Consider the following 25,379-nt stretch of genomic DNA (forward strand, 5'->3'; position numbering starts at 1 on the left):
GACGCTGTCGGGCATCGGGAAGCGCGGATCACGCCGCTTCCCGATGCTGACCTTTAAGAATGCATAAGGATTTGGGTGGTGTCGTCGATGCTTGAAGTGCATCATCTGCGCAAGAGCTACGGAGACAAGGTGGCAGTTCAGGATCTGTCTTTCCATGTCCCCCGGGGTAGCATCACCGCTTTCCTCGGTCCGAACGGTGCCGGGAAGACCACGACCCTCCGGATGATCTTGGGGCTGCTCCGGCGCGACCAAGGCGCGATCCACATCGACGGGCACGACGTGGACGTGCATCCGGAGATCATCTACCAGCAGACCGGGTACGTCCCCGATTCACCCAATGTGTACTCGCACCTCACCGGCCGGGAGTTCCTGACGTTTGTGGCTGAACTCCGTCGCATCAAGCTCTCCCCTGAGGCCGTTCAGCAGCGGCTTGAGGAGTTCGGTCTTAAGGGCCACGAGGACTACCTGGCCAGCACTTACTCCCTGGGGATGAAGAAGCGGCTCATGCTGGCCGCGGCGCTGCTGCACAACCCGTCTCTCCTGATCCTGGACGAGCCGACGTCCGGCCTCGACCCCGTGGGCATTCGGTTCCTGAAGGATCTGCTCAGGAAGGTGACGGCCGGCGGCGGGGCCGTGCTCATGTCGACCCACCTGCTGCCGTCAGCGCAGGAGGTGGCGGACCGGGTTCTCATCATCCACAAGGGGAGATTGCTGCTCGAGACTGAGCTCACCGAGGTGCTGCGAACCGGCGGCAACCTTGAAGAAACGTTCATGAGCCTGATCACATTCCAGCTTAGTGCGGGAGGAAGGCCATGAGCATCCGGGCGATCTGGTACCATCTCCTGCAGACATATCGGTCTGAGCTCATATGGGCCCCCAATGGCCGGAAGACGCCGTCGTGGGTGTATTTCCCCTACCTGTTCGGCGTGGCGTGTCTGTTTGTCAGCTCCTACATCACCGTCTCAAAGGCTGGCACCGCTGTTGCAGGACGTGCAGCCGAGTTTGCGCAGCTCATGGGTTACCTGTTCGTTGTCATCTGTGTGACCAACCTTCAGGGGTATTTCCGACGCATGCTCCACGAAGGCCCCACGCCGTTTCTTCGCCTTCACGGTGTGACCCTGACCCAGATTACTGCACTTCGATTTTATGAAAGTTTGATTAACGTAGGGTACCTTGGCGCTTTCCCGCTGATGCCCGTTCTGGCCTACCTGTTGGTATGGAAAGGACTGAGCGTTCAGACGTTCATCGGGGTGGCCCTTTTCGCCGGCACCCTGGTTCTGGCTGCTGCTGTTGCCATGACAGCGGTCTGCTGGCTGCTCGCGGTGGGACAGATCAGACTGATCCGGGTGCTCTCGGCTGTACTGCTCTCGGGCGGGATGGGCCTGCTGTTTGTGGGTGTATACGCCGGGCTGTTCGCTGATTTTTCCTCCTTGCCCGTGGTGTCCGCCATGCCGGCCTGGGCTCCCTGGACCTGGGTGGCCGGGGTGGTTGACAGCGAAGAGATCGTGGTCACGCTTGGGGCGGGAACGGGGCTCCTGGTGCTGATGCTCGCCGCGGCCGGCGCGTTCGTCCGAATGGCCGGTCTCGGATATGCCCGTTACGTGCCGGTGTTTGCACCGCCGGGGCGGAAGTACGGGTCCTCGGCTGCAACCACGGTGGCGCGCCTGTTCCCGGCTGCCGTCCGCCACCATGTCTGGAAAGACCTGCTTGTCCTGGTCAGGGACAGAAGGAAGCTGGTCCCCCTCATCATATCTGTGCTGTTCGTCTTCGTGATGCTGCTGCCTTCGTTGCTTGGAAGGTCGTTTCGGTCCCAGCCGGGAACCGATCTCGTTTTCCTGGCGTTCGTGTTCTCGGCCATTCAGACCTCCATGGCGAACACGCTGGTTGGTCTGCCGTCGCTGTCGCACGATGGCCCTCTTCTCGTATGGCTCAAGCAACATCCCTCCGAACTTCGCGGGTATGTGCTTGGGAAAAACGCACTCCTGCTGCTCATCACGCTTCCACTGACGGTGCTGTTCTCCGGAGCCGCATCATCACAACTGCATGTTCCCACGGGACTGGCCCTGCTGGTCAGCACGATGACGTCGGTGCTGCTGGCTCCTGCCACAGTCGCCGTTTCACTGGTGTTCTGCAGTTCTGCCCAGCCAGAGCGGCAGGACGCTCTGGTGCACCCGCTGGCTTTGATTGTGCTTGTTGTGGTTCAAGGCCTCTTCATGTACGCAGGGTCGATCGTCATCCTTGCTGCAGGGAACCTGACGCCTGGCCACTCAGCGCTGCTCGGAGCTATTCTGACAGGAATGTGGATTCTGCTGGTGGCAGTGCTGACTCGACTGGGTCTCAAGCGGCTGCGTGAAGCCGACTTACACTTCTAGAGCAAGTCAAGAGGTGTAGACATGCAAGAGACTTCCCGTACTGTTGAGGCACTGCCTCGTGCCGTTGGATGGATAGACATCCTGACTGTGTTTGTTGATCCGGAACGCGCCTTTCACCGGGTCCTGAAGCAGGGAACATGGTTTCCGGCTTATCTTGTGTCGGCGCTGCTCGCAACCGGCGTAGCCGCCTGGATGATGCAGAACAGCATGTCGGTGTTTGAGCAGGGTCTGGCGCAGGCGGCGACGGCTCAGGCGGAGCAGATGCGAGCCTTCATGTTCACCATGACCAAGGTCGCCCCCATCATTGGAGGCATTCTGGGGCCACTGATTGCGGGAGCGCTCATGGCCCTGGTGTACGGTGCGCTGGGCCTGTTCATCGGTTCGTCGGGTCCGTCCGGCAGCTTTCGCAGCTACTTCACACTGGCTTGCTTCGCACGGCTTCCACAGGTCGTGGCTCAGGCGTTGGGAGTCGGAGGCATGATCCTGTTTCATCTGCAAACGCCGCTGATCTTCAGCCCTGTCGTGCTGTTCCCGAACTTGGCGCCTCAGAGTCTCGCCTACAGTCTCCTGTCTACCCTGGATGTTTTCATGATCTGGAGCATTATCTTGGCGACTGTCGGTCTGGCTGTCATCCACGGACGAAAGGTTCGGGAGGTGGTGGCCGCGGGTGTGGTCCTCTACCTGGTGTCGCTCTCCCTATCGGTCTCACTCAGCCTGATCGCGGCTGCCTTTTCCGTCTAGCAGCGCTCGGTCTTGCGAAGGACTGGCCGTTCGCGCACAGGGACAAGCACCGGTGCCGCCGATTGGCGGCGGCCGGTGCTTGTACGGTTTGTGCGCAGCGGTGTTCGACAGGGTCCGCCGTGCCCTGCCCCGTGCTCAGGCCCGGGCTGCCCGAGCACCGCCACCCCCGCGCCGTGCGGGAGGGAGAGCTGGCCGGCGCCGTGGTGATGGGCTTTCTCCCGGCAGCCTTGACAAGTTAACCAAACTTAGGACAATTGTAAGTAAAGTATATTTACCGGCGTTGATGGGGGCTGACCGGAGCGACGACCGCATGGCTGGCATACACGTCCGGGGAGGGCAGGATCGGACCATGGGGCGCACCGCGATGGGCTCGAGGCTGGGTTCGATAGGCCTGTTGATCGGGAACCGCTGGCTCGCACTCTGGTTTCTGGCGAACGGCATTGCACAGATCGGCCACCGCGTCTATCTGCTGGCCATTCCGTGGCTCGTCATGACCATGACCGGCTCGGCCATGTACATGAACGCCGTCTGGGCCGTGGAGATGCTGCCCTTTCTCGTGGCGGGCCCGTTCATGGGCGTGCTGATCGACCGGTTCGACCGCCGCAGGACGATGATCGTGAGCAACATCGCCCAGGCCGCCCTGGTGGGCGCCATCCCGCTGCTGCACTTCACAGGGCAGCTTCAGATCTGGCACCTGTTCGTCACGGGGTTTCTGCTGAACTGCTTCTCCCTGGCCTACAATCTGGTGGGCGACTTCGGCGTCATCCCCCGCCTGGCCCGGGGAGCCGAGCTGGCGCTGGCCAACTCGATCCACTTCACCATCCTGAACCTCTCCATGGTCTTCGGATCGGCCGTCGGGGGCGCACTGATCAACTGGATGAGCGCTCCGGGTTCGCTCCTCTTCACCGCCGTGTCCCTGCTGGGAACGACCGTGGTCGTCACCTTGCTGCCCGTCGATCTCGGCTCTGCCACCCAGGCGGGGCGGGCGACGGTGCGGGCCGTGTTCGGCGATGTGGCCGAAGGCTTCCGGTTCCTCTGGCGGGACGGGCTGATCCGCAACCTGGCGCTGGGGCTCTGCATCAGCAACCTGGCCCTCGGCGCGCTCACCACCACGGCGACCTACCACCTGGGGCAGGAGTGGGGGCTTGACGCGGATCAGGTAGGCCTGGCCTTCAGCGTGATCGGGCTGACGGCCGTGGGCGGATCGCTGGCTGCCCCCGTCTTGATCAGGCGTTTCCCGATCGGCAGAGCGGTGGTCGCCTGGAACCTGGCCGAGGCATTGGGGGTTGGCATCGCGGCCCTGAGCGGCCATTGGACGATCGCCGTGGCCGGGCTGGCGGTGCAGGCGCTGGCTGGAACGCTCGGCAACATTTCGACCTTCACCATCCGGCAGAAGGTGATCCCCAACGCCTTCATGGGCAGGGTGAACGCCGCCTTTCGCATGGTGCTCACCCTCTCGTTCCCTCTGTCCGCCGTCCTGCTCGGCGCCGTGACCGAGCGCGCCGGGGCTCGGCCGGCCTTCGGGACCGCAGGGGCGATCTGCGTGCTGGCCGCCCTGGTGCTGCTGCTCTCGCCGGTGGGGAGGTACGCGCTGCCGCAGGACGCGGAGCAGGCCGTGTAGGACGGCCGTGTCGGTAGGTGTCGACAGGGCGCTGGGGGGTCATCGCACAGTCGCTGTCCATCACGGCTGCCGCGGTCATTGCCGCCGCCGCGGGCTCCTGCCGCTGGGGCAGGTCATCCTGCTGCTGACCATGTGGCACCCGTCTGGGTCTCTGCGGCTGCGGCGCTGACCACGCTGGGGATCAGGCGGCTGGGGCGGGTGAGTTTTCGAAGGAGGCGAGGGCCTGTGGCGGAAGCGGTCATCGTGGACGCGGTGCGCACGCCTATTGGTCGGTACGGCGGGGCTCTCCGTGATGTGCGTCCCGACGACCTGGCGGCCGTGGTGGTCCGGGCGCTCCTGGAGCGGAACCCGGCGGTGTCGCCGGAAAGCATCGACGACGTGTACTTCGGGTGCGCCAATCAGGCCGGCGAGGACAACCGGAACGTCGCCCGCATGGCCGTGCTTCTGGCCGGCCTGCCCGTGACCGTTCCCGGCGCGACCGTGAACCGGCTGTGCGGCTCGGGCCTGGAGGCGGTGGCCCAGGCGGCTCGGGCCGTGCGGAGCGGCGAGGGCGAGATCTTCATCGCCGGGGGCACCGAGTCGATGACCCGGGCGCCCTTCGTCATGGCCAAGGCAGCCGCTCCCTGGGTGCGCCAGGTGGAGGTGTACGACACCACCCTCGGGTGGCGGTTCGTGAACCCCCGCATGGCGGAGATGTACCCGCCCATCAGCCTGGGCGAGACCGCCGAACGGGTCGCCGAGCAGTGGAACGTCACCCGCGAGGACCAGGACCGGTTCGCGCTGGAGAGCCAGATGCGCTGCGCAGCCGCAGTGAAGGAAGGGCGTTTTGACGCCGAGCTGGTTCCCGTTCCCGTGCCGGCCAGGGACGGCACGACGCAGCTCGTCACCCGCGACGAACACCCGCGCCCGGACACGACCCTGGAGAAGCTGGCGCGGCTCGCCCCGGCCTTTCGGAAGGGCGGAACCGTGACCGCCGGCAACTCCAGCGGCATCAACGACGGGGCTGCGGCAGTGCTGGTGATGTCGGCCCGGCGGGCCGAGGCGCTTGGGCTGACCCCCATGGCCACGATCCTGTCCACGGCGGTGGCCGGCGTCGACCCGTCGGTCATGGGCATCGGACCGGTTCCTGCCACGCGAAAGGCACTGCAGCGAGCAGGCCTCAGCGTGAGTCAGCTCGACCTGATCGAGCTGAATGAGGCGTTTGCAGCCCAGGCGGTGGCCTGCATCCGGGAACTCGGGCTTGATCCCGCCAGGGTCAACGTGAACGGAGGGGCGATCGCCCTCGGGCACCCGCTGGGATGCAGCGGGGCGCGGATCCTGACTACGCTGGTGCACGAACTGGCACGGCGGAGGGTGCGCTATGGCCTGGCCACCATGTGCATCGGGGTCGGACAGGGGATCGCCATGGTCGTCGAAGGCCTTGCTGGGACTACCGACCCATAAGGCGACCAAGGCGTGGTTCGCGGTGGCACGCTAGAGTTCGACCGGCCCGACGCAACTGACCAGCGCCTCCGTCGTTCGGAGCAGGGATGGGGATACCGACTGCGGTGCGGTCATCGCCCGGTAGATCTCGGCAGAGACCCGGGCGATGGCCGCATCTGCTTCGGCCAGCGGCGCACCGGCGGTGAGCACCACCAGGATGTAGGGCCGGGTTGCGTAGACAATGCCCGAGTCGTGGTAGTTGCCGTCGTAGGAACCGAACTTGTGCAGGTGAGGCACACCGTCGGGGAGGCCTGCGGTGATCCGACCCCGATAGGGCACGTCCATGAACGGTTTGAGGACCAGGATGGCCCGCTCAGGGTCTTCCTGAGCGAGGAAGTAAAGGTAGCGCCACCACTGCAGCACGGTCAGCGCACTGGCGCGCGGCAGCCTGTTCTCGTGGGTGAGTCGGCCGCCGATGGTGCCCGTCCAGACTTCGATGTTCCCCCACCCGAAGTGCCGCCCCAGCATGTTGACGGCCACGTTGTTGCTGTACGTCAGCGACCGGTTGACCAGGTCATCGACGGGGTAGAGCTCGCCGAACTCAGCCGTCTCAAACGCCCCCGCGCCGGGGGTTTCGAAGTCGGCCTCGGTGTACTCGATGAGATCCTGCCAGCCGATCTTCCCCGCCCGGTACTGTTCCAGGGCGTACAGAGCCACAGGCAGCTTCACCGTGCTGGCCGGGTGATAGAGCCTGTCGGCGTTGTACAGCCACCGCTGTCCGGTGGACAGGTCCTCCAGCGCGATGCTGTACTCCCCGGGAAAGTCAGCCATGGCGCGATCGACTGCCTCCGCCAGGCGGGCGGGCGGGACCGGGTTGGTGCCGTAAGTGGGGAGTTGAACGCTTCTGCGGGACCGCATGCTGTTCAACATGGACGAATCGGCCGGCACGGCTACACCGTTCGCTACTACCGGGTGCCGCGACTCCTTGCCGAGCTGGCTACCGCGCGGGTTGACGGCTCCCTTCGCCGCATCCTCAACACCCTGTCCCGGACGGATGTGTTAATTCTGGACGACTGGGGTCTCGCTCCCATCTCTGTGGCGGAATCCCGAGACCTTCTCGAAGTCATCGATGATCGTACACAGGCACGGTCGACAGTGATTGCCTCGCAGTTGCCGATCGAAACGTGGCACAGTGTGATCGGCGACGCTACCGTAGCCGATGCGATCCTGGACCGCCTGGTACATGGTGCGCACAAACTGAACCTGAAGGGGGAATCCATGCGGAAGATAGCGAACCTCCAGACATCCGAGTTAACCATGGGCTAGCGCTGCCCAGCCATCGCCACTTCGCTCCATCCCCTCAGTGCCACCGCGCTGGCCGGATGAAATCGGAAACGGCGGTCGACTTGGATCAGAACCGGTGGTCGGCTTGAACCGGAATCACTGGTCGATTTGACCGGAATACGCATCGTCGCGCTGCTGTTCGTCCATGGTGAGTCCCTCCCTTGCCAGGTTGGCGCCATTGTGGCACGCCAGCCTGCGGGAAGGCGACGGACAGACTCTGTGGTGTGCTAGAGGGAAGCCGTGCCTTCACCCAGCCGGTTCAGCGCAGCAAACACTCCGCCGTGTTCCTCCGGTCGCCGCCCCATCTGACGGCGGTACCAGTCCCCCACATCCAGCAGGAAGTGGAGCGCGGCGTCCGGACCTTCCCGCCGGGGGGTGAGGGCATCGAGGTCTGTGTCCGGCCAGAAGCGCAGAACCCGTTCGGCAAGGTACTGGCTCCACTCTCCGGCCAGCGCTCTCGCCCTGACAAGCCAGCGTCTGAGCGTCTTCTCCGAGAGCCAGCTGACCGTCGGGCTGCTCAGTCGCCGGGCCAGGGTGCTCCAGGGCAGCCCCCGCCGCACCCGCCCGCGAACCACGGCTTCTCGCACCAGCGTGATGAATCGGGCGTACGGTTTCAGAAAGTCAGGCAAGATGGCGCACGTCTTACGGCACCCTGGACACCACCAGCGGTAGATCGGGATGTACGCCTTCTGGTGCGCAGTAAAGACCCAGCGCCAGTACCGCCCATGCCGCCGCATTCGACCACCGCAGCCTGGGCAGTGCAGGGGCAGGTCCGGCCCGCAAGTGCCATATTTGCGAAGATAGGTCTGGACGTTCTGACCCAGGGGAAGTAAGATACACATACACAGGTGCACTCCGCCCTGTGGGGAGAGCCTGCCCAGGTGGACCGCCAAGTCACAGGCCTGGGCAGGCTCTCATACTTGTCCCCTGTCGTACGAAAACGGAGAGGACAGCCCCTCTCCTGATGATTCTATCTTCAATATTCTCTGTCCTACACAAGCGCACCATGCTCAGCACATGTTGACAAATAATCTGGGCAACAACAACAGCCGCACGATGTAGCCTCGAACCTGACACTGCCAGCAGTGTGCCCAGATTCCCCCAGGTCCCGGCCAAACTGAACAACTCTGGCGTCCACGTGAACGCAATACGAAAGAGCCGCCCGGTCTACATAACCGGGCGGCTCTACCGCGCCAACACCGCCACCGGATCAATCACAACCGGCCCGTCGGGCTCCACCCGCACCACCGGGCGCACGCCCGGCGGCACCGTCAGCAGCCGTTCGCCGTCCACCGCGACAACCCCCGGTCCTGGTCCCATCACCACGGCGGCGCCGAAGTCCACCCGCCGGTGCGCCGCGACCGAGAGCGTCTCAAAACGGCCCGGCGCAATTGGCGCCCGCACGGCTGAACCTGGCCCGAACACGACGTGCACCGCGCCGGGCTCTGACCGGTCCAGCGGGCAGACCTGCCCTACCACGGCCGAGAGGCCGATGGCGTGCGGCAGCCCCTGGGTGGCGACCAGCTCCCGCAGCCTCTCCGGCTCCCAGATGGCGCCGGCGCCCGTGTGGTCGCCCCGCAGGAGGGCCACATCCACCAGGGCGATCTCCGCGCGGCCGCCCACTTCCACCCGCAGCCGTTTCTCCCGCCGGAGGCCCTCCGCCGCCCCCATCGCCACCCGTCCCGCCGCCAGGCCGGCGATGGTCGGTTCCACCCAGGTGGGGAAGGCGTTGTTGGTGCCGGTGGAGAGCGGCATCAGCGGCACCGAGCCGGCCACCGAGGCCGCAAGCCGGTTGGTCCCGTCGCCGCCCAGGGTGATGATCACCCGCGTGCCCAGCGCCACCATGCGGACGGCCGCCCGAACGGTGTCGGCGGCTTCGCCGGCGATCTCCGCCAACACCGGCTCCAGCACCACCCCTTCCCGGTCGGCAGGGCGCAGGCCTTCATAGGCGGCGGGCAGGAGGGCGAAGGGGTCCGGCATGTAGCGGACCAGCCGGACCCCTGCCTCGCGCAGTCCCACCAGCACACGCTGCAGGATGCGCACCTTGCTCAGATTGTCCACGGTGGCGCCGTAGGCGACCAGCCGGCGGATGTCCTTGCCCGAGTACGGGTTCGCGATGATCCCCACCGCCGGGACGGCTTCCGCGGCCGCCCGGCCGCCGCCGGTCGGGCTACCCACCCATCGCCCACTCCTCGGGCGCCTCCAGCAGCTCCGCCAGGGTCGCGAGGAACGCCGCCCCGTCGGCGCCGTTGATCACCCGGTGGTCGATGGTGAGGCTCAGCGTCAGGAACTGGGCGGGCTCGATGGCCCGGCCCCGGAACACCGGGCGCTCCACCGTGCGCCCGACCCCGAGGATGGCCGGCTCAGGCGGGTTCAGGATGGGGGTGAAGTGGTCGATGCCGTGGCCTCCCAGGTTGCTCACGGTGAAGGTCCCGCCCTGCAGCTCCAGCGGGGAGGCCTTTCCGGCCCGGACCGCCTCCGTCAGCCGCATCCGCTCGGCGGCCAGCCCGGCCAGGTCCAGCGTGTGGGCGCTGCGGATCACCGGCACCAGCAGATCGCGGTCCCGGGCCACCGCAAAGCCCAGGTTGACGCCGTCCGGCACCCGCAGGCGGGCGTTCCGGGACGGCGCACCGCCCTCCTCCAGCCGCGCCTGCATGTACGGGTGCTGCTGCAGGGCGATCACCACGGCCCGGTGAATCAGGTCGTTCAGCGTCACCGGCGAGGCTGCCCGCTTCAGGCGCGCCCGCAGCGCCACCAGGGCGGTGACCTCCACTTCCCGGACCAGGGTGAACTGGGCCGTCTCCCGCAGGCTGAGCAGCATCCGCTCGCCGACCACCTGCTGGGCGGGGGAGAGCTTCTCCAGCTGCCCGGAAACCGGCGGCGCCGGGGATGCAGCGGTGCCGGCCGGTGCCGCAGCCGCCGGCTGGCGGGAGGGGGTAGACGCCGGCGCCGCGGACCGCGCCTCAGCAAACCGGCGGACGTCGGCCTCGCTGATCCGGCCCCCCGGGCCCGAGCCGGTGACCTCGCGGATGTCGACGCCGAGCTCCCGGGCCAGCCGCCGGGCGGCCGGCGTCGCCCGGGGGGCTTCGGGGCGGGGTACGGCCGGGGCGGGCTGGACCGGGTCGCTTCCGGCCGTCGCGGCCGCCTCGGTCGTCGCCGCTGCCGCGGCCGTTGCCTCAGCAGCCGTTCCCGCCGCCGCAGCCTCAGCCGGGGCGATCAGGCACAGCGGCTGCCCGACCCGCACCGGCTCCCCCTGGGGGGTGAGGATCTTCGTGAGCACCCCGTCCACCGGCGCCTCGATGGCGCTGGTCACCTTCTCGAACTGCACCTCCAGGAGCAGTTCACCCTTCTTCACGGGCTGTCCCTCGTCCTTGAACCAGTTGACGACGAATCCTGCGGCCTCGGGTTCTGCCACGGCCGGCAGACGAAACTCCATGGTCATGCCGCTTCGCCTCGATTCCTCACGATGCCATCAGCTCCCTGACGGCGGCGACGATCTTGGGCGCATCGGGCAGCACGGCCTGCTCCAGCGGCCGGGAGAAGGGAATGGGCACGTCGGGCACGGCCAGCCGCTTCACGGGCGCGTCCAGGTACTCCAGGGCCCGCTCGGCCACCGTGGCCGCCACCTCGCCCGTCATGCCGTAGCTCAGGTAGTCCTCGTCCACCACCAGCAGCCGGTGGGTCTTCTTCACGGACTCGACGATGGCGTCCCGGTCCAGGGGCACCAGGGAGCGCAGGTCGAGGACCTCCGCCGAGATGCCCTCCTTCGCCAGCTCCTCGGCGGCCAGCAGCGACTGGTAGACGCCCATGGAGACCGATACGATGGTGACGTCGGTCCCCTCCCGCTTGATGTCGGCCTTGCCGATGGGAACCGTGTAGGGCTCCTCCGGCACGGGACCGGTGGCGTCCTTCACCAGGGTCATCCAGCCCAGGCCCATGAGCCCCTTGTGGAAGATGTAGAGCACGGGGCTGTCGTCGCGGATGGCCGAGATCATCAGCCCCTTGGCGTCGTAGGGGGTGCTGGGCACCACGACCTTCAGGCCGGGCAGGTGCGCGAACATGCCCCAGAGGCACTGGGAGTGCTGCGCCGCGTCGCAGTATCCGCCCCCGGCGCCGGCCATCAGGACCAGCGGCATCTTGACGCTTCCGCCGGACATGTACGTGTTCTTGGCGATGTGGTTGAAGATCTGGTCGAGGCAGACGCCGGCGAAGTCGATGAACATGATCTCGGCGATGGGGCGCATCCCTTCCGCCGCGGCCCCCAGCGCGGCGCCCACGAAGGCGGTCTCCGAGATGGGGGTGTCCATCACCCGTTCGGGCCCGAACTTCTCCAGCAGTCCGGTCGTCGCGCTGAAGATGCCGCCGTAGACGCCGATATCCTCACCCATGACGAAGACGCTGGGATCCCGCTCCATCTCCTGAGCGATGGCCTCGGAGATCGCCCGGGCCATGGTGAGCTTGCGCGCAGTCTGAACGGTCATGTGAGCTTCCCCCTTTCCTATTCGGCAAAGACGTGTAGCAGCGCCTCAGACGGGTCCGGATAGGGCGACTCGCGGGCGAAGGCGAAGGCCTCGTCGACCCGCCGCTGCGCCTCGGCCTCCAGGGCGGCGATCTCCTCGTCGGTGCAGATGCCGTTTTCCTTCAGATACTTCCGCATCCGGTCGATGGGGTCGTTCCTGCGGAGGGTGGCCACCTCATCCTTGGGGCGGTAGACCTCGGGATCGCCCTGGAAGTGGCCGAAGTACCGGTCGGTCTTCACCTCGATGAGGGTAGGCCCTTCGCCCCGCCGGGCCCGGGCGACGGCCTCGCCGGCCGCCTCGTACACGGCGATCGCATCGTTCTCGCCGACGTAGATCCCCGGAATGCCGTACGCCGCTGCCCGGTCGGCGTTGGAGGCGATGGCAGTGGATACCTTCTTGGGCACGGAGATGGCGTAGGCGTTGTCCTCCACCACGAAGATCACCGGCAGCTTCCAGAGCGCCGCCAGGTTCAGCGATTCGTGGAAGGAGCCCTGGTTGGCGGCGCCCTCGCCGAAGAAGGCGACGGCCACCCGCGGTTCATTCCGCTTCTTGAAGGCCAGGGCCATGCCCGTCGCCTGGGGGATGCCCGCCCCGACGATCCCGCTGCACGAGAAGTGGGCGTCGGTGTCGAACAGGTGCATGTGGCCGCCCTTGCCCCGACCCAGTCCGGTGACCTTGCCGAAGATCTCCGCGGTCATGCGCTTCAGGTCCACGCCCTTGGCGATCGCGAAGTGATGGGGGCGGTGTGTGCCGGCGATGGCGTCGTCCTTGTTCAGGTGGGCACAGACGCCGACGGCCACCGGTTCCTGGCCCGCCGCGAGGTGCATCTCACCCGGCACGGGCCCGGCCGCGATGTTGAACACGGGCTGCTTGCCTTCCAGGTAGGCCTCGGCCATCGTCTCCTCGTACCGGCGGATCGTCACCATGTCCCGGTACATCTGGAGCAGGGTTGACCTCGGGATGTTCACGGCTCGTACCTCCTTCGCATGAGACTGGCTCCAGATTCCATGGTATCTGCCGCAAGGTACGGAATAGAATGGCCGGGCCCTTACCGGGCCCGGCGGTGCGGTGAGCGGTACGAAAGCCGGTCTGAACGGTCAGAACCGGAGGAGGCGCCGCAGCGCCGCCGTGCGGCGGCGCGAGACGGGGATGGCTGTGCGGTGGCGGTCGGCCATGATCAGGGTGGCGGTGCGGTTGAACATCGGGTGGATCTCCCGCACGCGGCTCAGGTTGACCAGGGTGCCCCGGTCGGTCTGGAAGAAGGTACCGTCGGGGAGCTGCCGGGCGACCTCGCGGACGGAGCGGTACGGCGTGGGCCACCGGCCGGAGTCGGTGAGGATGTGGACGCGGCCGTCCTCGGCGGAGAGGGCCAGCACGTCCCGCGGATCGAAAAGCACGGCCCGGCCGTCGCGCCAGGCGATGATCTTGTGCAGGCCAGGCGGCGTGTGCGGTGCGAGGTCCGGTTCGGATCGGGCCGGTACGATGACCAGGTGGCCCAGCACTTCGGCGCCCTGGTGCAGCGGAATCGCCAGGCACCGGGTGCCGTCGGCGAGTGCGAACTCCCGCTCTTCCGGCCGGTCGCCCCACTTGGCCGGGAACCGCTCCCGGGCCAGGAGCTCCGGCAGGCCGGGGGGCACGGGTCCGGCCGTCCAGACCACGCGTCCCTGATGCGTCACGGCCAGCAGGCCGCTGTCCGGGAACCAGTGCTGCAGCTGGGCTGCTCTGGCCTGCAGCAGGGCGACCCGGGCGGCGTGCATCTGACCGACCTGTGCGGCGAGGGTCCCGGCCACCTCGGTCACCCAGGGGAGCATCGCCTCGTCGACCTGACTGCTGCGCGTCACCAGGGCGACCGTCCCCAGCACGGTCCCGCCCGAAGAGGCGTGAATGGGGGCGGCGAAACAGGCCCAGTCGATCCAGCCCGCCGACCAGTGCTCCGCTGCGCAGAACTGGACGGGCCGCCGGACGACCAGCGAAGTCCCGACCGCGTTGTTGCCGACCAGGTCCTCCCGCCACGAGGCCCCCGGCAGGCTACCGACCCGTTCGGCGTGGCGGAGCATGGACCGGTCACCGCCGGTGTAGAGCACGAGCCCCGCTGCATCGGTCAGGACGATGGCGCATCCGGTGTTCTCGAGCAGGGCTGCCGCAGCCCGGGCGGCCTGGCGTCCGGCGCGGTAGATGTCGTGGGTTCGTTGGTATTCGTGCAACTCCGGCCCCTCCAGGAGTACGGGAACCTGCTTCAGCTCCGGGTCGACCCCGGCCGCTCTGGAGCGGACCCAGGCGGATCGCACCTCCGGGCGGAGGCCGGGAAGTTCGCTCGTTTCTCCGGCGAGGAATGCCTGTCGCGCGACATCAACGGACTGTTTGCCTGCGGTGGAAGCGGTGTGATGCGGGAGCATGGACCACCCCTCCTCAGCGAGCACAGACCCATCCTTTCCCAGTTGTCGCTGTCCGATCAACATTTCTTGATCGTCAGGCGAACCCCTGCCGGGCCAGGCAGGGCGTGTTCTTTTTACCGCATAGCCGGGCAACCCTGGCTGGGTTGCAGCCTGTGCAGTCTGCGCGGCCTGAGGCTGCGGCTGCAAGAGCTTTGACGCCCCCCCGCAGCTTGTGACCACACAAACAAAATAAATTCGTTTGTTCGCCCTTGCCATGCAACAGAAGCCCCTGTTATGATGGTCATAAACGGCCCTTCTTGGGGGGATAGGGCTTGACCCAGCGGCTTTGGTGGAGGGCACGCTTGTATCGGTGGGGGCAGGCCCACGACCGGTGGCTCCGGTGGGGGATGGTGGCCGGATTCGTGGGGCTCGCGATCACGCTTGCTTTGCGCATGGTTGCGCCGCACTTATGGCCCGCCTGGCAGCTGCTGGCCATGGGCGGATCGCTGGTGCTGGCCGGGGCCGGCCACGCGCTGCTGGGGGAGCAGACGACGGTGGCCGCCTACGTGCGGGGCGAGAGCGACCAGTTCCCGGCGGTCTCCCGGCTCGCCAGCGGCCTCCTGGCTTCCCTGGGCGGCGCTGTGCTGGCCATGACGGGTCTGGTGGCCATGATGGGCTGAGTCATGAGGAGGATAAGGGACCATAGGGCGAGGACCGGAGGGTGAACGCAGATCCTCCGGTCCCTTTTTTCAAGTCGCTAGACGTCGATTCGTTCAACACCCTATAGCGGGCTGCATTTTTTCAGGTGTCGGGCTCACCCAACATGGGCAGAAAGCGTTATTGTCGGGTCATGTGGGCCTGTGGCAACCTTCCGGTAACGACTTAGTAACATTTTGACGTTTGAACAGTGTACACTCTGATCACCGTTTCGGAAGGAGGGCAGATCGATGAAGCGGAACATCCCGGTAACCCAGGTGGAACACGACTACCCCGCCGAAGAGCGTTTGATCTCGGAGACGGACCTGCGCGGGATCATCACCACTGCCAACGCCTCTTTCTGCGCCGTTTCCGGCTACACAGCCGAGGAACTGATCGGCAAGCCCCACAACATCGTGCGCCACCCCGACATGCCCCGCGCGGCCTTCAAGGACATGTGGGATACGATCCAGGCCGGTCAGCGCTGGGTGGGCATCGTCAAGAACCGCTGTAAGAACGGCGACCATTACTGGGTCAAGGCCTTCGTCTCCCCGGTGGTGGTCGACGGGAAGATCGTCGGCTACCGCTCGGTGCGGCGCAAGCCCACCCGCGAGGAGATCCGGGAGGCGGAGGAGCTGTACCGGCGGATGAACAGCGGCGAGGAAGGGCTGCTGGACACGCTGGGCAGCCTGCGCCGCAGGGAGAGCTGGGGAGAGCGCCTGGGTGTCTCCGGGCAGCTGGCGCTGATGCTGGCGTGGCCGGCCCTCATCGCGGTGGGCATGGCGGTCTCCGGCACCATCGGCCTCCCGCCCGTGGTGCTGTGGCTCATCGCCGGCGTGGGCGGCATCGGGGGCGCGCTCGTGGCCATGCTGCTCTACCGGTGGCAGACCGAGCCGCTCGAAGCGCTGGCCAAGGTGGCGCAGGCGTTTGAGCGCGGCGACCTGACGGCCCGCATCGACCTGCCCGGCCGCTCCCGCTACGCCCAGATCGCGCGCTCCATCAACCTGGCCCTGGACGGGGTGGAGATCGCCCTGTCCGACACCAGCCAGATGCTGGACGGGCTGATGCGGGGCGAGTTCGGCCGCCGCATCACCGTGACCCTGCCGGGCGAGCTGGGCCGCATCAAGGAGTCGGCCAACCGCATGGCCGAGTCGATTGAGTCGACGATCGCGGCGCTGAACGCGCAGCTGGACGCGCTGGCGGACGGGCAGCTGGACGTGCACCAGCGGCCCATCACGGGCGAGGGGCGATTCCGGGAGGCCCAGGAGAAGGCGGCCACGGCCGCGGCCCGCCTGGCGGCCCTGCTGAAGGAGATGGTGGACTCGGTGCGGGCGCTGGCGGACGGCGACCTTACCCGGACCCTGAGCCACGAGGCCCGCGGCGATCTGGCCGTGCTGGCCAGCCAGTACAACGAGGCGCTCGCGGCGCTGTCCGAAACGCTCCGGAACCTGCAGAATCACGCGACGCACGTGGCCTCCGCCGCAGAGGAGAACAGCAAGGCGGCGGCGCAGATCGCGTCCGGCGCCGAGGAGCAGATGATCACCGTGGAGGAAGTGACCCGTGCCGTCCAGGAGTCGGGGGCCACGATCGCCAGCCTGGCCGACGACGCGGAGTCGGCCAGCGGGAAGTCCAGCGAGACGGTGAACATCGTCCGGAGCAGCCGCGCGGCGATGGAGAAGATGGTCTCGATTGTGCAGGCCATCGCCGCCAGCAGCGAGCAGATCAGCAAGTTCACCAGCGTCATCGAGGAGATCGCATCCCAGACGAACCTGCTCTCGCTGAACGCCGCGATCGAGGCGGCCAGGGCGGGCGAGCACGGCAAGGGCTTTGCGGTGGTCGCCCAGGAGGTGGGCCACCTCGCTGACAACTCCAGCAAGTCGGCCCGGGAGATCGACCTCCTGGTGAAGCAGGCGGTGGAGGAGGCCCAGCGGGCGGCGGAGAGCGTGGCGGCGGTGAGCAGCGAGATGGACCGCATCGAGCAGGCGGCCCGGGAGAGCCACGAACTGCTGGCGCGCATCGCCGCGGCCATCGAGGAGCAGGGGGCCACCATGCAGCAGATCGGCGAGCACGCCCGTCGCCTCTCCAGCATCGCCGAGTCCAACGCCGCGGCCACCGAGGAGCTGGCGGCCTCGGCCTCGGAGCTCGCGGGCATCGCGGAGGCCGCCTCCGCGGAGGTGAGCCGCTTCCGGCTGCTGCTGCAGGCGGAGCGGGACCGGGAGATCCCGGAGGATCAGGCGGTGCAGGTGCAGCCCGCATAGGCGGAGCGTGCGCCATTCCCCATGAAGCGAAGGCGGTCTCGCCCGCTGTGGCGAGACCGCTCTCGTGTCCTTTCAGGACGGCGCTTCGTCGGCGGCGGCGCTGGGGCGCGCCCCGCCCGGCTTTCCGGCGGCCGGTTACACCAGCTTCCGGATCCACGTCTCCCGGTCGCCCGGCAGGAAGTCGACGACCGGAATCTCGATCATGGTATAGCACCCGGGCTTCTGCCGGGCCGCGGCCCGAAGCGCGGCGACCATCACCTGGGCCGTGAGGGCCGGGTTGTTGATGCGCATCTCGAACCGGAACTGCTGGTTGTGGGTGGCCCCGGAGACGCCCTTGCGCTCCATGACGACGCCGTGGCCGACGTCCACCAGCTGGCTGACCGACTCCACCTGCGTCACCCGGGTTTCGTCCCGGACGAAGTACGGGTCGGCCTTGATCGCCTGCTCCACCGCCGCGAAGTCGGCGCCCGGCTCCAGCTCGACGTAGACCGCGCGCCGGTGCACGCCCATGCCGGCCGGGATGGTCATCGACAGCGCGTCCCGCACGCCGGGGATCGCCTTTACCGCCACCGAGTGGCCCATCGACATGCCCGGGCCGAAGTTGGTGTAGGTGATGCCCCTGGGCGCCATGAACTCCAGCATGCCCCGGATCATCGAGTCGGTGCCCGGATCCCAGCCGGCCGAGATCACCGCGACGGCTCCGTGCTCCCGGGCAACGGGGTCGAGCCGGCGGCGCAGGTCGGCCAGGTCGCCGTGGATGTCGTAGCTGTCCACGGTGTGAATTCCCCTGGCCAGGATCTCCTCCGCATACCGGGGCACCGACCGGGTCGGCACGCAGAGCACCGCCCCCTGCACGCCGTCCAGCTCCGCAATGTCCGAGACCACCTTCACCCCGGTCAGCTCCGGCGGGGTGGCGGCCAGCACCTTCCGGCGGACCACGCCGGCCAGCTCCATGTCGGGTGCGGCCTGCACGGCTTCCACGGCACAGCGGCCCACGTTCCCGTAGCCGACCACGGCCACACGCAGCTTGCTCATACTTCAGAACCGCCTCCTCGAAACGGACTAGAGTCATTCTACCGTTCCGGCGGGGGTTCTACCAGCCGCATCTACCTCTGGGCGCAAATCAGCGCACAAGACAGGTAATTGAAAAGGTCCGGCGAATTCTCTCCGTTAGTGACCAGGCAGGGGGAGTGTTGTCATGAACATCCCGGTCCGCCGGTACCTGCAGCTGCTGGTGCACTACCTCAGGCCCCAGTGGACACAGATGGCATGGCTCGCGCTGCTGTTGGTCATCGGCATCGGACTGCAGCTGATCAACCCGCAGATTCTGCGCCGGTTCCTGGACACGGCGGCCGGGGAGGTCTCCGGCGGACCTTCCCTGGTGGTCCTGGCCCTTCTGTTCATCGGCGTGGCCTTCGCCGTGCAGGTGGTGACGGTGCTCGCACGGTACCTGAGCGAGGTGGTCTCGTGGCGGGCCACCAACGAACTGCGGGCAGACCTGGCCGAACACTGTCTGCGGCTGGACCTCGGCTTTCACAAGCGCCGGACGCCGGGGGAGATGGTGGAGCGCATCGACGGCGACGTCACGGCCCTGTCGCAGTTCTTCTCGCAGCTGTTCATCGGCGTCCTGGCCAACCTCGTGCTCATGGCGGGCATCCTGGTGCTCCTGTTCCTGGAGGACTGGCGGGCCGGCGCGGCGCTCACGCTCTTTGCCGGCTTCACGGTGTGGCTGCTGGGGAAGATCCAGGAGCTCTCCGTCCCCGTCTGGACCCGGCAGCGTCAGGCATCCGCCGAGTTCTACGGCTACCTGGGCGAGGTGCTCTCGGGCACGGAGGCGATCCGGGCCAGCGGGGCCAGGAGCCACGCGCTGCACCGCTTCCTGCTGCTGGTGCAGGACTTCTACCGGAACAACCTGGCGGCCAGCATGATGTTCTGCCTCATGTGGGGCTCGTCCATTGTGACGTTCGCGCTGGGCGCGGCGCTCTCCCTCGGGGTCGGGGCCTGGCTCTACAGCCGGGGCCTGGTGACCGTGGGCACGGTGTACCTGCTGTTCCACTACACGGAGCTGCTCCGCCGCCCCATCGAGCAGATCCGCGCCCATCTGCAGGAGCTCCAGCGGGCCGGGGCGGCGGTGGACCGGGTGGAGGAGCTGTTCGCCCAGCGCACCCGGGTGCCGGACGGTCCGGGGCAGCCGCTGCCGCCGGGCCCCCTCTCCGTGGAGCTAGTGGGGGTCTCCTTTGCCTATGAGCCCGGGGCTCCGGTGCTGAAGGACCTGGATCTGCGGGTGCAGCCCGGGGAGGTGGTGGGGCTCCTGGGCCGCACCGGCAGCGGCAAGTCGACCCTGGCCCGGCTGCTGCTGCGCTTCTACGACCCGGACGAGGGCGCGGTGCGCCTGGGCGGCGTCGACTTGCGGGAGGCGACCGTGGCCGGCGTCCGGGCGCGTGTGGGGTTCGTGACCCAGGATGTGCAGCTGTTCGCCGGAACGGTGCGCGACAACCTGACCTTCTTCTCCCGGGACATCAGCGACGAGCAGCTGCTGGCCGTGCTGGAGCAGCTGGGCCTGGGGCCGTGGCTGCAGGCGCTGCCCCAGGGGCTGGACACGCCGCTGGAGTCGGGCGGCGGCGGCCTGTCCGCGGGCGAGGCGCAGCTCCTGGCCATGGCCCGGGTCTTCCTGGCCGATCCGGGCCTGGTGATCCTGGACGAGGCCTCGTCCCGGCTGGACCCCGCCACCGAGGCGCTGGTCGAGCGGGCCGTGGACCGGCTGCTGGAGGGGCGCACGGGGATCATCATCGCCCACCGGCTGGCGACCGTGGAGCGGGCCGACACCATCCTGATCCTGGAGGACGGGCGCGCGGTGGAGCACGGCCCGAGGGCGGAGCTGGCGGCTGATCCGGACTCCCGCTTTTCCCGCCTGCTCCGGGCGGGGCTGGAGGAGGTGCTGGTCTGATGTCCACCTGGCGCTTTGTCTGGGGCCTGATCACCTACCGCCCCTGGGTCTACCTGGCCACCGTCGTGTTCTTCACCGCGGCCTACCTGCTGCCGGTGCTGCCCGGCCTCCTCACCCAGGCATTCTTCGACCGGCTCACCGGGGCGGCGCCGGTGGGGCTCGACCCGTGGTCCATCGTCGCCTTGCTGGTGGCCGCGGCGCTGGCGCGCTTCGCCGCCCTGGCCGCGGGCTTCCTGGCCTCGGTCACGGGCCGGGAGTCCATGGCGAACCTGCTGCGCTACAACATCCTGGAGCGCATCCTGGAGCTGCCCGGGGCCGCGGCCCTGCCCGAATCGCCGGGCGAGGCCCTGAACCGGCTGCGGGACGACGTGCTCCAGGCCGAGGAGACGGCGGACTTCCTGGTGGACGTGGTGGGTCAGACCACCTTCGCCGTGGTGGCCCTGTCGATGCTGCTCCGCATCGACGCGCGCCTGACGGTGCTGGTCTTTCTGCCCCTCGCCCTGGTGCTGGTGGTGACCCGGGCGGTGGGCCGGCGGATCCTGCACAACCGGCGCCGGAGCCGGGAGGCCACGGCCCGGGTCACCGGGCTGATCGCCGAACTGTTCGGCTCGGTGCAGGCGGTGCAGGTGGCCGGGGCCGAGGCGCGGGTGATCGACTACCTGCGCCGGCTGAACGACGAGCGCCGGGAGGCGATGGTGGCCGACCGGCTGCTCACGCAGGTGCTGGAGTCCATCGCCCTGAACGCCTCGTCGGTGGGCACCGGCCTCATCCTGCTCCTGGGGGCCCGCACCATGGCCAGCGGCCAGTTCAGCGTGGGCGAGTTCGCCCTGTTCGTGTACTACCTGGGCTATGTCGCGGACTTCACCCACTTCGCCGGACGCTGGCTCGCGCTGTACCGGCAGACGGGCGTGGCGAAGGACCGGATGCTGACCCTGATGCAGGGGGCGCCGCCGGCGCGTCTGCTCAAGCGGTCGGAGATCCGCCTGCGGGGGCCGGTGCCGGCGCCGGCCGAGCCGCCGCCCCCGCCGGCTGCGCCCTTGCGGGAGCTGCGGGCGGAGGGGCTGACCTACCGCTACCCGGACAGCGGCCGGGGCATCGAGGGCGTGAGCCTCACGATTCCCCGGGGCAGCTTCACGGTGATCGCCGGCCGGGTGGGCTCCGGCAAGACGACGCTCCTGCGGGTGCTGACCGGCCTCCTGCCCGCCCAGGTGGGGACGGTCTACTGGAACGGCGAGCCGGTGCAGGATCCGGGCGCGTTCATGGTGCCCCCGCGCTGCGCCGCGACGCCGCAGGTGCCCGTGCTGTTCAGCGGCACGGTGGCCGAGAACATCCGGATGGGCCTGGATGCCACGGAGGCGGAGGTGGCGGCGGCGGTGTACGACGCGGTGCTGGAGCGGGACCTGGCCGCGATGGAGGACGGGCTGGAGACCCGCGTCGGCGCGCGGGGTGTGCGGCTTTCCGGCGGGCAGATCCAGCGCACGGCCGCGGCCCGCATGTTCCTGCGGAAGCCTGAGCTGCTCATCCTCGACGACCTCTCCAGCGCCCTGGACGTCGAAACGGAGCAGAAGCTGTGGGAGCGGCTGTTCCGGAAGCCGGACGTCACCTGCCTGGTGGTCAGCCACCGGGAGGTTGCCCTGCGCCGGGCCGACCAGATCATCCTGCTGAAGGACGGGCGGGTGATCGACCGCGGGACCCTGGACGAACTGCTGGCCCGGTCGGAGGAGATGCGGGCGCTCTGGCAGGCCCGGATGAATGAATAGGGGCGGGGGAGACCCCGCCCCTCTGCCGTCTAGTCGTCATCGTCGTCGTCCCAGCGGTCATCCTCCCCGAACAGCCCGGAAAGGGACCCCTGGTCGTCGCGCGAGAGAGCGAAGAAGACCACTGCCAGGATGAGGTTCTCGGAGACGCCCGCCCGGTCGAGCCGGCGGACGAGGCGGAACAGCTGCCGCAGCTGGCGCAGAACGCTCCTGCTTGCCACGTGCATCTCTCCCTCGCACGATGGTCGGCACGCCCCGGAGGCGGCCGCCGGTGGCTATGTTATGTTAACCTACCCCGAGGTGTGCAGGGAGTTGGGTAAGATCTGCCAGGTACCCCCAAGAACGAAAATGTATGCATCGAAACCTTTTAGTGACTAAGGATCACAGGAGGGGATCCGCCCATGGCTTGCAAACGACTGCCCTTCCCTGCGTTCCGGAGGATCGTCCTTGCGGCCGCACTCGCTCTGGCGATCGCGGTCGCGGCCCCTGTGGTGATGGCGGCTGATGATGCCGGCGCCGCGGCTTCCGACAGCGCAGCGGCGCAGGTCATGCTCACCGACGCGCGGGAGGCGCAGATCCTCCAGGTGCTGGACAAGTGGGCGGACCAGATGCATCCGGGCCAGCTTCAGAACCTGAAAGCGAAGCTGACCCAGGGCAACTTGGTCGCTTTCGTGCACCAGGTGCAGCGGTTCGCGGGCACGCGCATCCCCGCGGAGGCTGCAGAAGAACTGCTGTCGCTCCTGGCAGACGTTGACCTCGGGGACTGGACGTGCCCGTTGGGCAATCCGGGCCCCGTGAACGGCGGCCGGGCCTGGCCGGGCGGCACGGGCAGCGGTGGTGGGGCCGGCGCTGCAGCCGCTGGCGGGGTTGACGCCGATGACCCGGCTGACGGCTGGTTCCGCCCCGGCAACGGATGGGGCAGGAACCGGATGGGCCGGGGCGGCATGTGCAATCTGTGGAATCCGTAGCGCCAGGGCCAGGTGCAGGGTCGCGCCGGCGTGCAGGGCGCGAGCCCTTCTCGTGACCGGGACCACAGGAGCGCCCGTCAAAGGGAACGAGTGGAAAGACTGGCGCCACATGGTCGCGCCGCAGCACGGCGCGGCGGCTGAAGAGGCGCGCGGATGAGACGCCGCAGCGGCGGGAAAGCCCGCCGCTGCGGCGTCTGCGCGTGCGCAGGGGTTCCCCCTTCCCCGTGCGACCGCGGCTGACGGTCGATGCGATCAGGCCGGCAGCAGCGCGACGGCGCGCCTCTGGCAACAGATTCCTTGCATGAGGTTGACCGGTTCGATGCAGATTACAGGCAACGACATAACAGGAGGCTAAGAACGATGCCAGGGAACAATAACTCGATTCTCGTTGCACAGGCCCGTGCCGCACTCGAGCAGATGAAGAACGAGACCGCGGCGGAGCTCGGCATCCAGAACTACGCCCAGCAGTACAAGGGCGACCTGCCCAGCCGGGTGAACGGCTCGGTCGGCGGGTACATGGTGAAGAAGATGATCGCCCTGGCCGAGCAGCAGCTGGCGGGCGGCACCGGCACCACGACGATCCGGTAGCGTCCGGTATCCGGTTTCATCAACCACCTGATCATGCACAAGGAGGAGAGTTTCATGGCCAACAATCAGAGCAGCAACTCCATTCTGGTCTCCCAGGCCCGCGCCGCGCTGGAGCAGATGAAGAACGAGACCGCGGCGGAGCTCGGCATCCAGAACTACGCCCAGCAGTACAAGGGCGACCTGCCCAGCCGGGTGAACGGCTCGGTCGGCGGGTACATGGTGAAGAAGATGATCGCCCTGGCTGAGCAGCAGCTGGCTGGCGGCGGCACCACCACGACCACCACGATCCGGTAACGACGCTTTCGCAGCACGGTGAAGGAGGAGCAGTCAGCATGGCCAACGTGTTCGGAACGGGTACCACCGGTCAGACGGGTTCGCAGAGCGGCGGCGGCAGCAGCAACCAGCTCGTCGTTGCCCGGGCCCGGGCTGCCATGGAGCAGCTGAAGCAGCAGGCCGCTGCGGAGCTGGGCATCCACAACTACGCGCAGCAGTACAAGGGCGACCTGCCCAGCCGGGTGAACGGCTCGGTCGGCGGGTACATGGTGAAGAAGATGATCGCCCTGGCCGAGCAGCAGCTGGCTGGCGGCACCACGGGCACCACCGGTCAGTTCTAGGGGTACCGGAGGCAGGAGCGGGGGACCGTTCCTGCCTCCTTCTTAGTTGATGTAGCGGAGCAGGTCCTGGGCGGTGATGCTGGTGTGAAGCACGGCATTCAGGCTGCCGGCGATCAGCTTGGCCATGTCCTCGGTGAGCTCGTCGATCTCCTTGGGGGTCACGACCAGCTCGCCCACCGTCGGTGACAGCACCTCGCTGAGCAGCTTCTGCCGCTCCTCCCGGGAGTTGAACAGCTGGAAGAAGGGCTTGGTGCCCGCGAAGCTCTGGGCCACGGCCTCGAAGGCGTCCTGGACGATCGTCGTCGCGTGCACGACCGTCGGCACGCCGATGGCGATCACCTCGACGCCGAGGGTCTCCCGGTTGAGGGCCTGCCGCTTGTTGCCGATGCCTCCGCCGGGGGCGATGCCCGTGTCGGCGATCTGGATGGTGGTGCCGATGCGTTCCACAGACCGCGCGGCCAGGGCGTCGATGCAGATCACCACCGCCGGTTTGATCCGCTCCACGATGCCCAGGATCACCTCGGCTGTCTCGATGCCCGTGGTGCCCAGCACGCCGGGGGCGATCGCCGCCACGGCCCTGAGGCCGCCGGCCACGTCTGCGGGCACGAACTCGCGCAGGTGGCGGGTGACCATCAGCTTCTCGACGACCCGCGGCCCCAGGGCGTCGGGCGTCGCGTTCCAGTTCCCCAGGCCCACCACCAGGACCGTGTCGTTCTCCTTCAGGGTGAACAGCTTGCCCAGCTGCTCCACCAGGATCTTACCCACCTGCTCCTGCAGCTCCCGGTTCCGCCGGCGGAGCTGGGGCGCGTCGATGGTCACGTAGTTGCCGGCCGGCTTGCCGATGGTCTGCTCACCAACGCCCTCCAGCACCTGCACCCAGGAGACGGTGGCCACGTCGTACCGCTGCTCGTGCATCACGACGCCGGGCAGCTCCCGTTTCGCGTCCCCGCGCAGGGCGGTGGTGGCTTCCAGAGCCAGGTCGGTAAAGGGGCTCAGATCATCCCGTGCCTGCACATCTTTCCCTCCTGATTCGGTGGGTCACAGCACCTGCGGCTATTTTCTCCTGCGCAATGGCTGCCCATACCTTCCGGTCGCCCGGCTCTGCGGCACGGCGCCCGGATTTCTTTACCCTGTGCATTGGTTCGGATATAGTAGT

The 25,379-nt window shown here is 67.8% G+C and carries 24 protein-coding genes; 14 read left to right on the forward strand and 10 right to left on the reverse strand.

Annotated elements, in window-relative coordinates:
• The first annotated feature begins 87 nt into the window (after positions 1–87).
• The 5 genes from ACZ5UM_RS12125 to pcaF all read left to right on the forward strand — a co-directional run bounded on the left by ACZ5UM_RS12125 (position 88) and on the right by pcaF (position 6,177).
• Positions 88–816, forward strand: coding sequence for an ABC transporter ATP-binding protein (locus ACZ5UM_RS12125; protein ID WP_464844437.1), 729 nt, complete (start codon positions 88–90; stop codon positions 814–816).
• A complete protein-coding gene (locus ACZ5UM_RS12130; protein WP_464844439.1) occupies positions 813–2,372 on the forward strand; it encodes a hypothetical protein in 1,560 nt (519 codons plus the stop codon). The genes ACZ5UM_RS12125 and ACZ5UM_RS12130 overlap by 4 nt, the downstream gene beginning before the upstream one ends.
• 21 nt (positions 2,373–2,393) lie before the next feature.
• On the forward strand, positions 2,394–3,113 hold the full coding sequence (locus ACZ5UM_RS12135) for a YIP1 family protein (protein WP_464844441.1): 720 nt from the start codon (positions 2,394–2,396) through the stop codon (positions 3,111–3,113).
• Positions 3,114–3,462: 349 nt separating this feature from the next.
• The gene (locus ACZ5UM_RS12140; protein WP_464844442.1) at positions 3,463–4,734 is read left to right on the forward strand and encodes an MFS transporter; all 1,272 of its coding nucleotides are present in this window, start codon (positions 3,463–3,465) and stop codon (positions 4,732–4,734) included.
• A 225-nt stretch (positions 4,735–4,959) separates the two neighbouring features.
• Positions 4,960–6,177, forward strand: coding sequence for a 3-oxoadipyl-CoA thiolase (gene pcaF, locus ACZ5UM_RS12145; protein ID WP_464844444.1), 1,218 nt, complete (start codon positions 4,960–4,962; stop codon positions 6,175–6,177).
• Between the two features lie 30 nt (positions 6,178–6,207).
• On the opposite strand, the gene ACZ5UM_RS12150 is transcribed toward pcaF, so the two are convergent.
• The gene (locus ACZ5UM_RS12150; protein ID WP_464844446.1) at positions 6,208–6,987 is read right to left on the reverse strand and encodes a serine hydrolase; all 780 of its coding nucleotides are present in this window, start codon (positions 6,985–6,987) and stop codon (positions 6,208–6,210) included.
• Between the two features lie 63 nt (positions 6,988–7,050).
• On the opposite strand from ACZ5UM_RS12150, the gene ACZ5UM_RS12155 reads away from it, so the two are divergent.
• Complete coding sequence (locus tag ACZ5UM_RS12155) at positions 7,051–7,482, forward strand: ATP-binding protein (RefSeq protein WP_464844448.1); 432 nt, start codon at positions 7,051–7,053, stop codon at positions 7,480–7,482.
• Positions 7,483–7,727: 245 nt separating this feature from the next.
• Here the strand turns inward: ACZ5UM_RS12155 and ACZ5UM_RS12160 are convergent, their stop codons facing one another.
• The 6 genes from ACZ5UM_RS12160 to ACZ5UM_RS12185 all read right to left on the reverse strand — a co-directional run bounded on the left by ACZ5UM_RS12160 (position 7,728) and on the right by ACZ5UM_RS12185 (position 14,224).
• The gene (locus ACZ5UM_RS12160; RefSeq protein ID WP_083765873.1) at positions 7,728–8,342 is read right to left on the reverse strand and encodes a DUF6431 domain-containing protein; all 615 of its coding nucleotides are present in this window, start codon (positions 8,340–8,342) and stop codon (positions 7,728–7,730) included.
• Positions 8,343–8,685: 343 nt separating this feature from the next.
• Positions 8,686–9,678: an NAD(+)/NADH kinase gene (locus ACZ5UM_RS12165; protein WP_464844450.1), complete on the reverse strand. Its 993-nt coding sequence runs from the start codon at positions 9,676–9,678 to the stop codon at positions 8,686–8,688.
• Positions 9,671–10,942 (reverse strand): dihydrolipoamide acetyltransferase family protein, encoded by a 1,272-nt coding sequence (locus tag ACZ5UM_RS12170; RefSeq protein ID WP_464844451.1) that lies wholly within the window; start codon positions 10,940–10,942, stop codon positions 9,671–9,673. The genes ACZ5UM_RS12165 and ACZ5UM_RS12170 overlap by 8 nt, the downstream gene beginning before the upstream one ends.
• 19 nt (positions 10,943–10,961) lie before the next feature.
• Positions 10,962–11,981, reverse strand: coding sequence for an alpha-ketoacid dehydrogenase subunit beta (locus tag ACZ5UM_RS12175; RefSeq protein ID WP_464844453.1), 1,020 nt, complete (start codon positions 11,979–11,981; stop codon positions 10,962–10,964).
• Between the two features lie 17 nt (positions 11,982–11,998).
• Positions 11,999–12,988 (reverse strand): thiamine pyrophosphate-dependent dehydrogenase E1 component subunit alpha, encoded by a 990-nt coding sequence (locus ACZ5UM_RS12180; protein ID WP_464844455.1) that lies wholly within the window; start codon positions 12,986–12,988, stop codon positions 11,999–12,001.
• A gap of 129 nt (positions 12,989–13,117) precedes the next feature.
• Positions 13,118–14,224, reverse strand: a complete 1,107-nt coding sequence (locus tag ACZ5UM_RS12185; RefSeq protein WP_464844457.1) for a LytTR family transcriptional regulator DNA-binding domain-containing protein — start codon at positions 14,222–14,224, stop codon at positions 13,118–13,120.
• Positions 14,225–14,757: 533 nt separating this feature from the next.
• Here ACZ5UM_RS12185 and ACZ5UM_RS12190 point away from each other — a divergent pair.
• Positions 14,758–15,075, forward strand: a complete 318-nt coding sequence (locus ACZ5UM_RS12190; protein WP_464844458.1) for a hypothetical protein — start codon at positions 14,758–14,760, stop codon at positions 15,073–15,075.
• Positions 15,076–15,342: 267 nt separating this feature from the next.
• Positions 15,343–17,349, forward strand: a complete 2,007-nt coding sequence (locus ACZ5UM_RS12195; protein ID WP_464844460.1) for a methyl-accepting chemotaxis protein — start codon at positions 15,343–15,345, stop codon at positions 17,347–17,349.
• Positions 17,350–17,484: 135 nt separating this feature from the next.
• Here the strand turns inward: ACZ5UM_RS12195 and ACZ5UM_RS12200 are convergent, their stop codons facing one another.
• Positions 17,485–18,384: a diaminopimelate dehydrogenase gene (locus ACZ5UM_RS12200; RefSeq protein ID WP_464844462.1), complete on the reverse strand. Its 900-nt coding sequence runs from the start codon at positions 18,382–18,384 to the stop codon at positions 17,485–17,487.
• A gap of 163 nt (positions 18,385–18,547) precedes the next feature.
• Here ACZ5UM_RS12200 and ACZ5UM_RS12205 point away from each other — a divergent pair, with 163 nt between their 5' ends.
• Together ACZ5UM_RS12205 and ACZ5UM_RS12210 are read left to right on the forward strand one after the other, a co-directional pair.
• On the forward strand, positions 18,548–20,296 hold the full coding sequence (locus ACZ5UM_RS12205) for an ABC transporter ATP-binding protein (protein ID WP_464844464.1): 1,749 nt from the start codon (positions 18,548–18,550) through the stop codon (positions 20,294–20,296).
• The gene (locus ACZ5UM_RS12210) at positions 20,296–22,056 is read left to right on the forward strand and encodes an ABC transporter ATP-binding protein (RefSeq protein WP_464844466.1); all 1,761 of its coding nucleotides are present in this window, start codon (positions 20,296–20,298) and stop codon (positions 22,054–22,056) included. Before ACZ5UM_RS12205 ends, ACZ5UM_RS12210 begins: the two co-directional genes overlap by 1 nt.
• Before the next feature lie 29 nt (positions 22,057–22,085).
• Here ACZ5UM_RS12210 and ACZ5UM_RS12215 read toward each other — a convergent pair whose 3' ends face one another.
• Positions 22,086–22,274 (reverse strand): hypothetical protein, encoded by a 189-nt coding sequence (locus ACZ5UM_RS12215; protein WP_464844467.1) that lies wholly within the window; start codon positions 22,272–22,274, stop codon positions 22,086–22,088.
• Between the two features lie 180 nt (positions 22,275–22,454).
• On the opposite strand from ACZ5UM_RS12215, the gene ACZ5UM_RS12220 reads away from it, so the two are divergent.
• From ACZ5UM_RS12220 to ACZ5UM_RS12235, 4 genes are all read left to right on the forward strand, one after another.
• Positions 22,455–23,021 (forward strand): hypothetical protein, encoded by a 567-nt coding sequence (locus ACZ5UM_RS12220; RefSeq protein ID WP_464844468.1) that lies wholly within the window; start codon positions 22,455–22,457, stop codon positions 23,019–23,021.
• A 360-nt stretch (positions 23,022–23,381) separates the two neighbouring features.
• Positions 23,382–23,609: a small, acid-soluble spore protein, alpha/beta type gene (locus tag ACZ5UM_RS12225; protein ID WP_464844469.1), complete on the forward strand. Its 228-nt coding sequence runs from the start codon at positions 23,382–23,384 to the stop codon at positions 23,607–23,609.
• Positions 23,610–23,663: 54 nt separating this feature from the next.
• A complete protein-coding gene (locus tag ACZ5UM_RS12230; RefSeq protein WP_464844470.1) occupies positions 23,664–23,903 on the forward strand; it encodes a small, acid-soluble spore protein, alpha/beta type in 240 nt (79 codons plus the stop codon).
• Between the two features lie 38 nt (positions 23,904–23,941).
• A complete protein-coding gene (locus ACZ5UM_RS12235) occupies positions 23,942–24,223 on the forward strand; it encodes a small, acid-soluble spore protein, alpha/beta type (RefSeq protein WP_464844472.1) in 282 nt (93 codons plus the stop codon).
• 42 nt (positions 24,224–24,265) lie between these two features.
• Here the strand turns inward: ACZ5UM_RS12235 and gpr are convergent, their stop codons facing one another.
• On the reverse strand, positions 24,266–25,237 hold the full coding sequence (gene gpr, locus ACZ5UM_RS12240; RefSeq protein WP_464844474.1) for a GPR endopeptidase: 972 nt from the start codon (positions 25,235–25,237) through the stop codon (positions 24,266–24,268).
• Between the last annotated feature and the right edge of the window lie 142 nt (positions 25,238–25,379).

Source organism: Symbiobacterium ostreiconchae, from assembly GCF_055396975.1.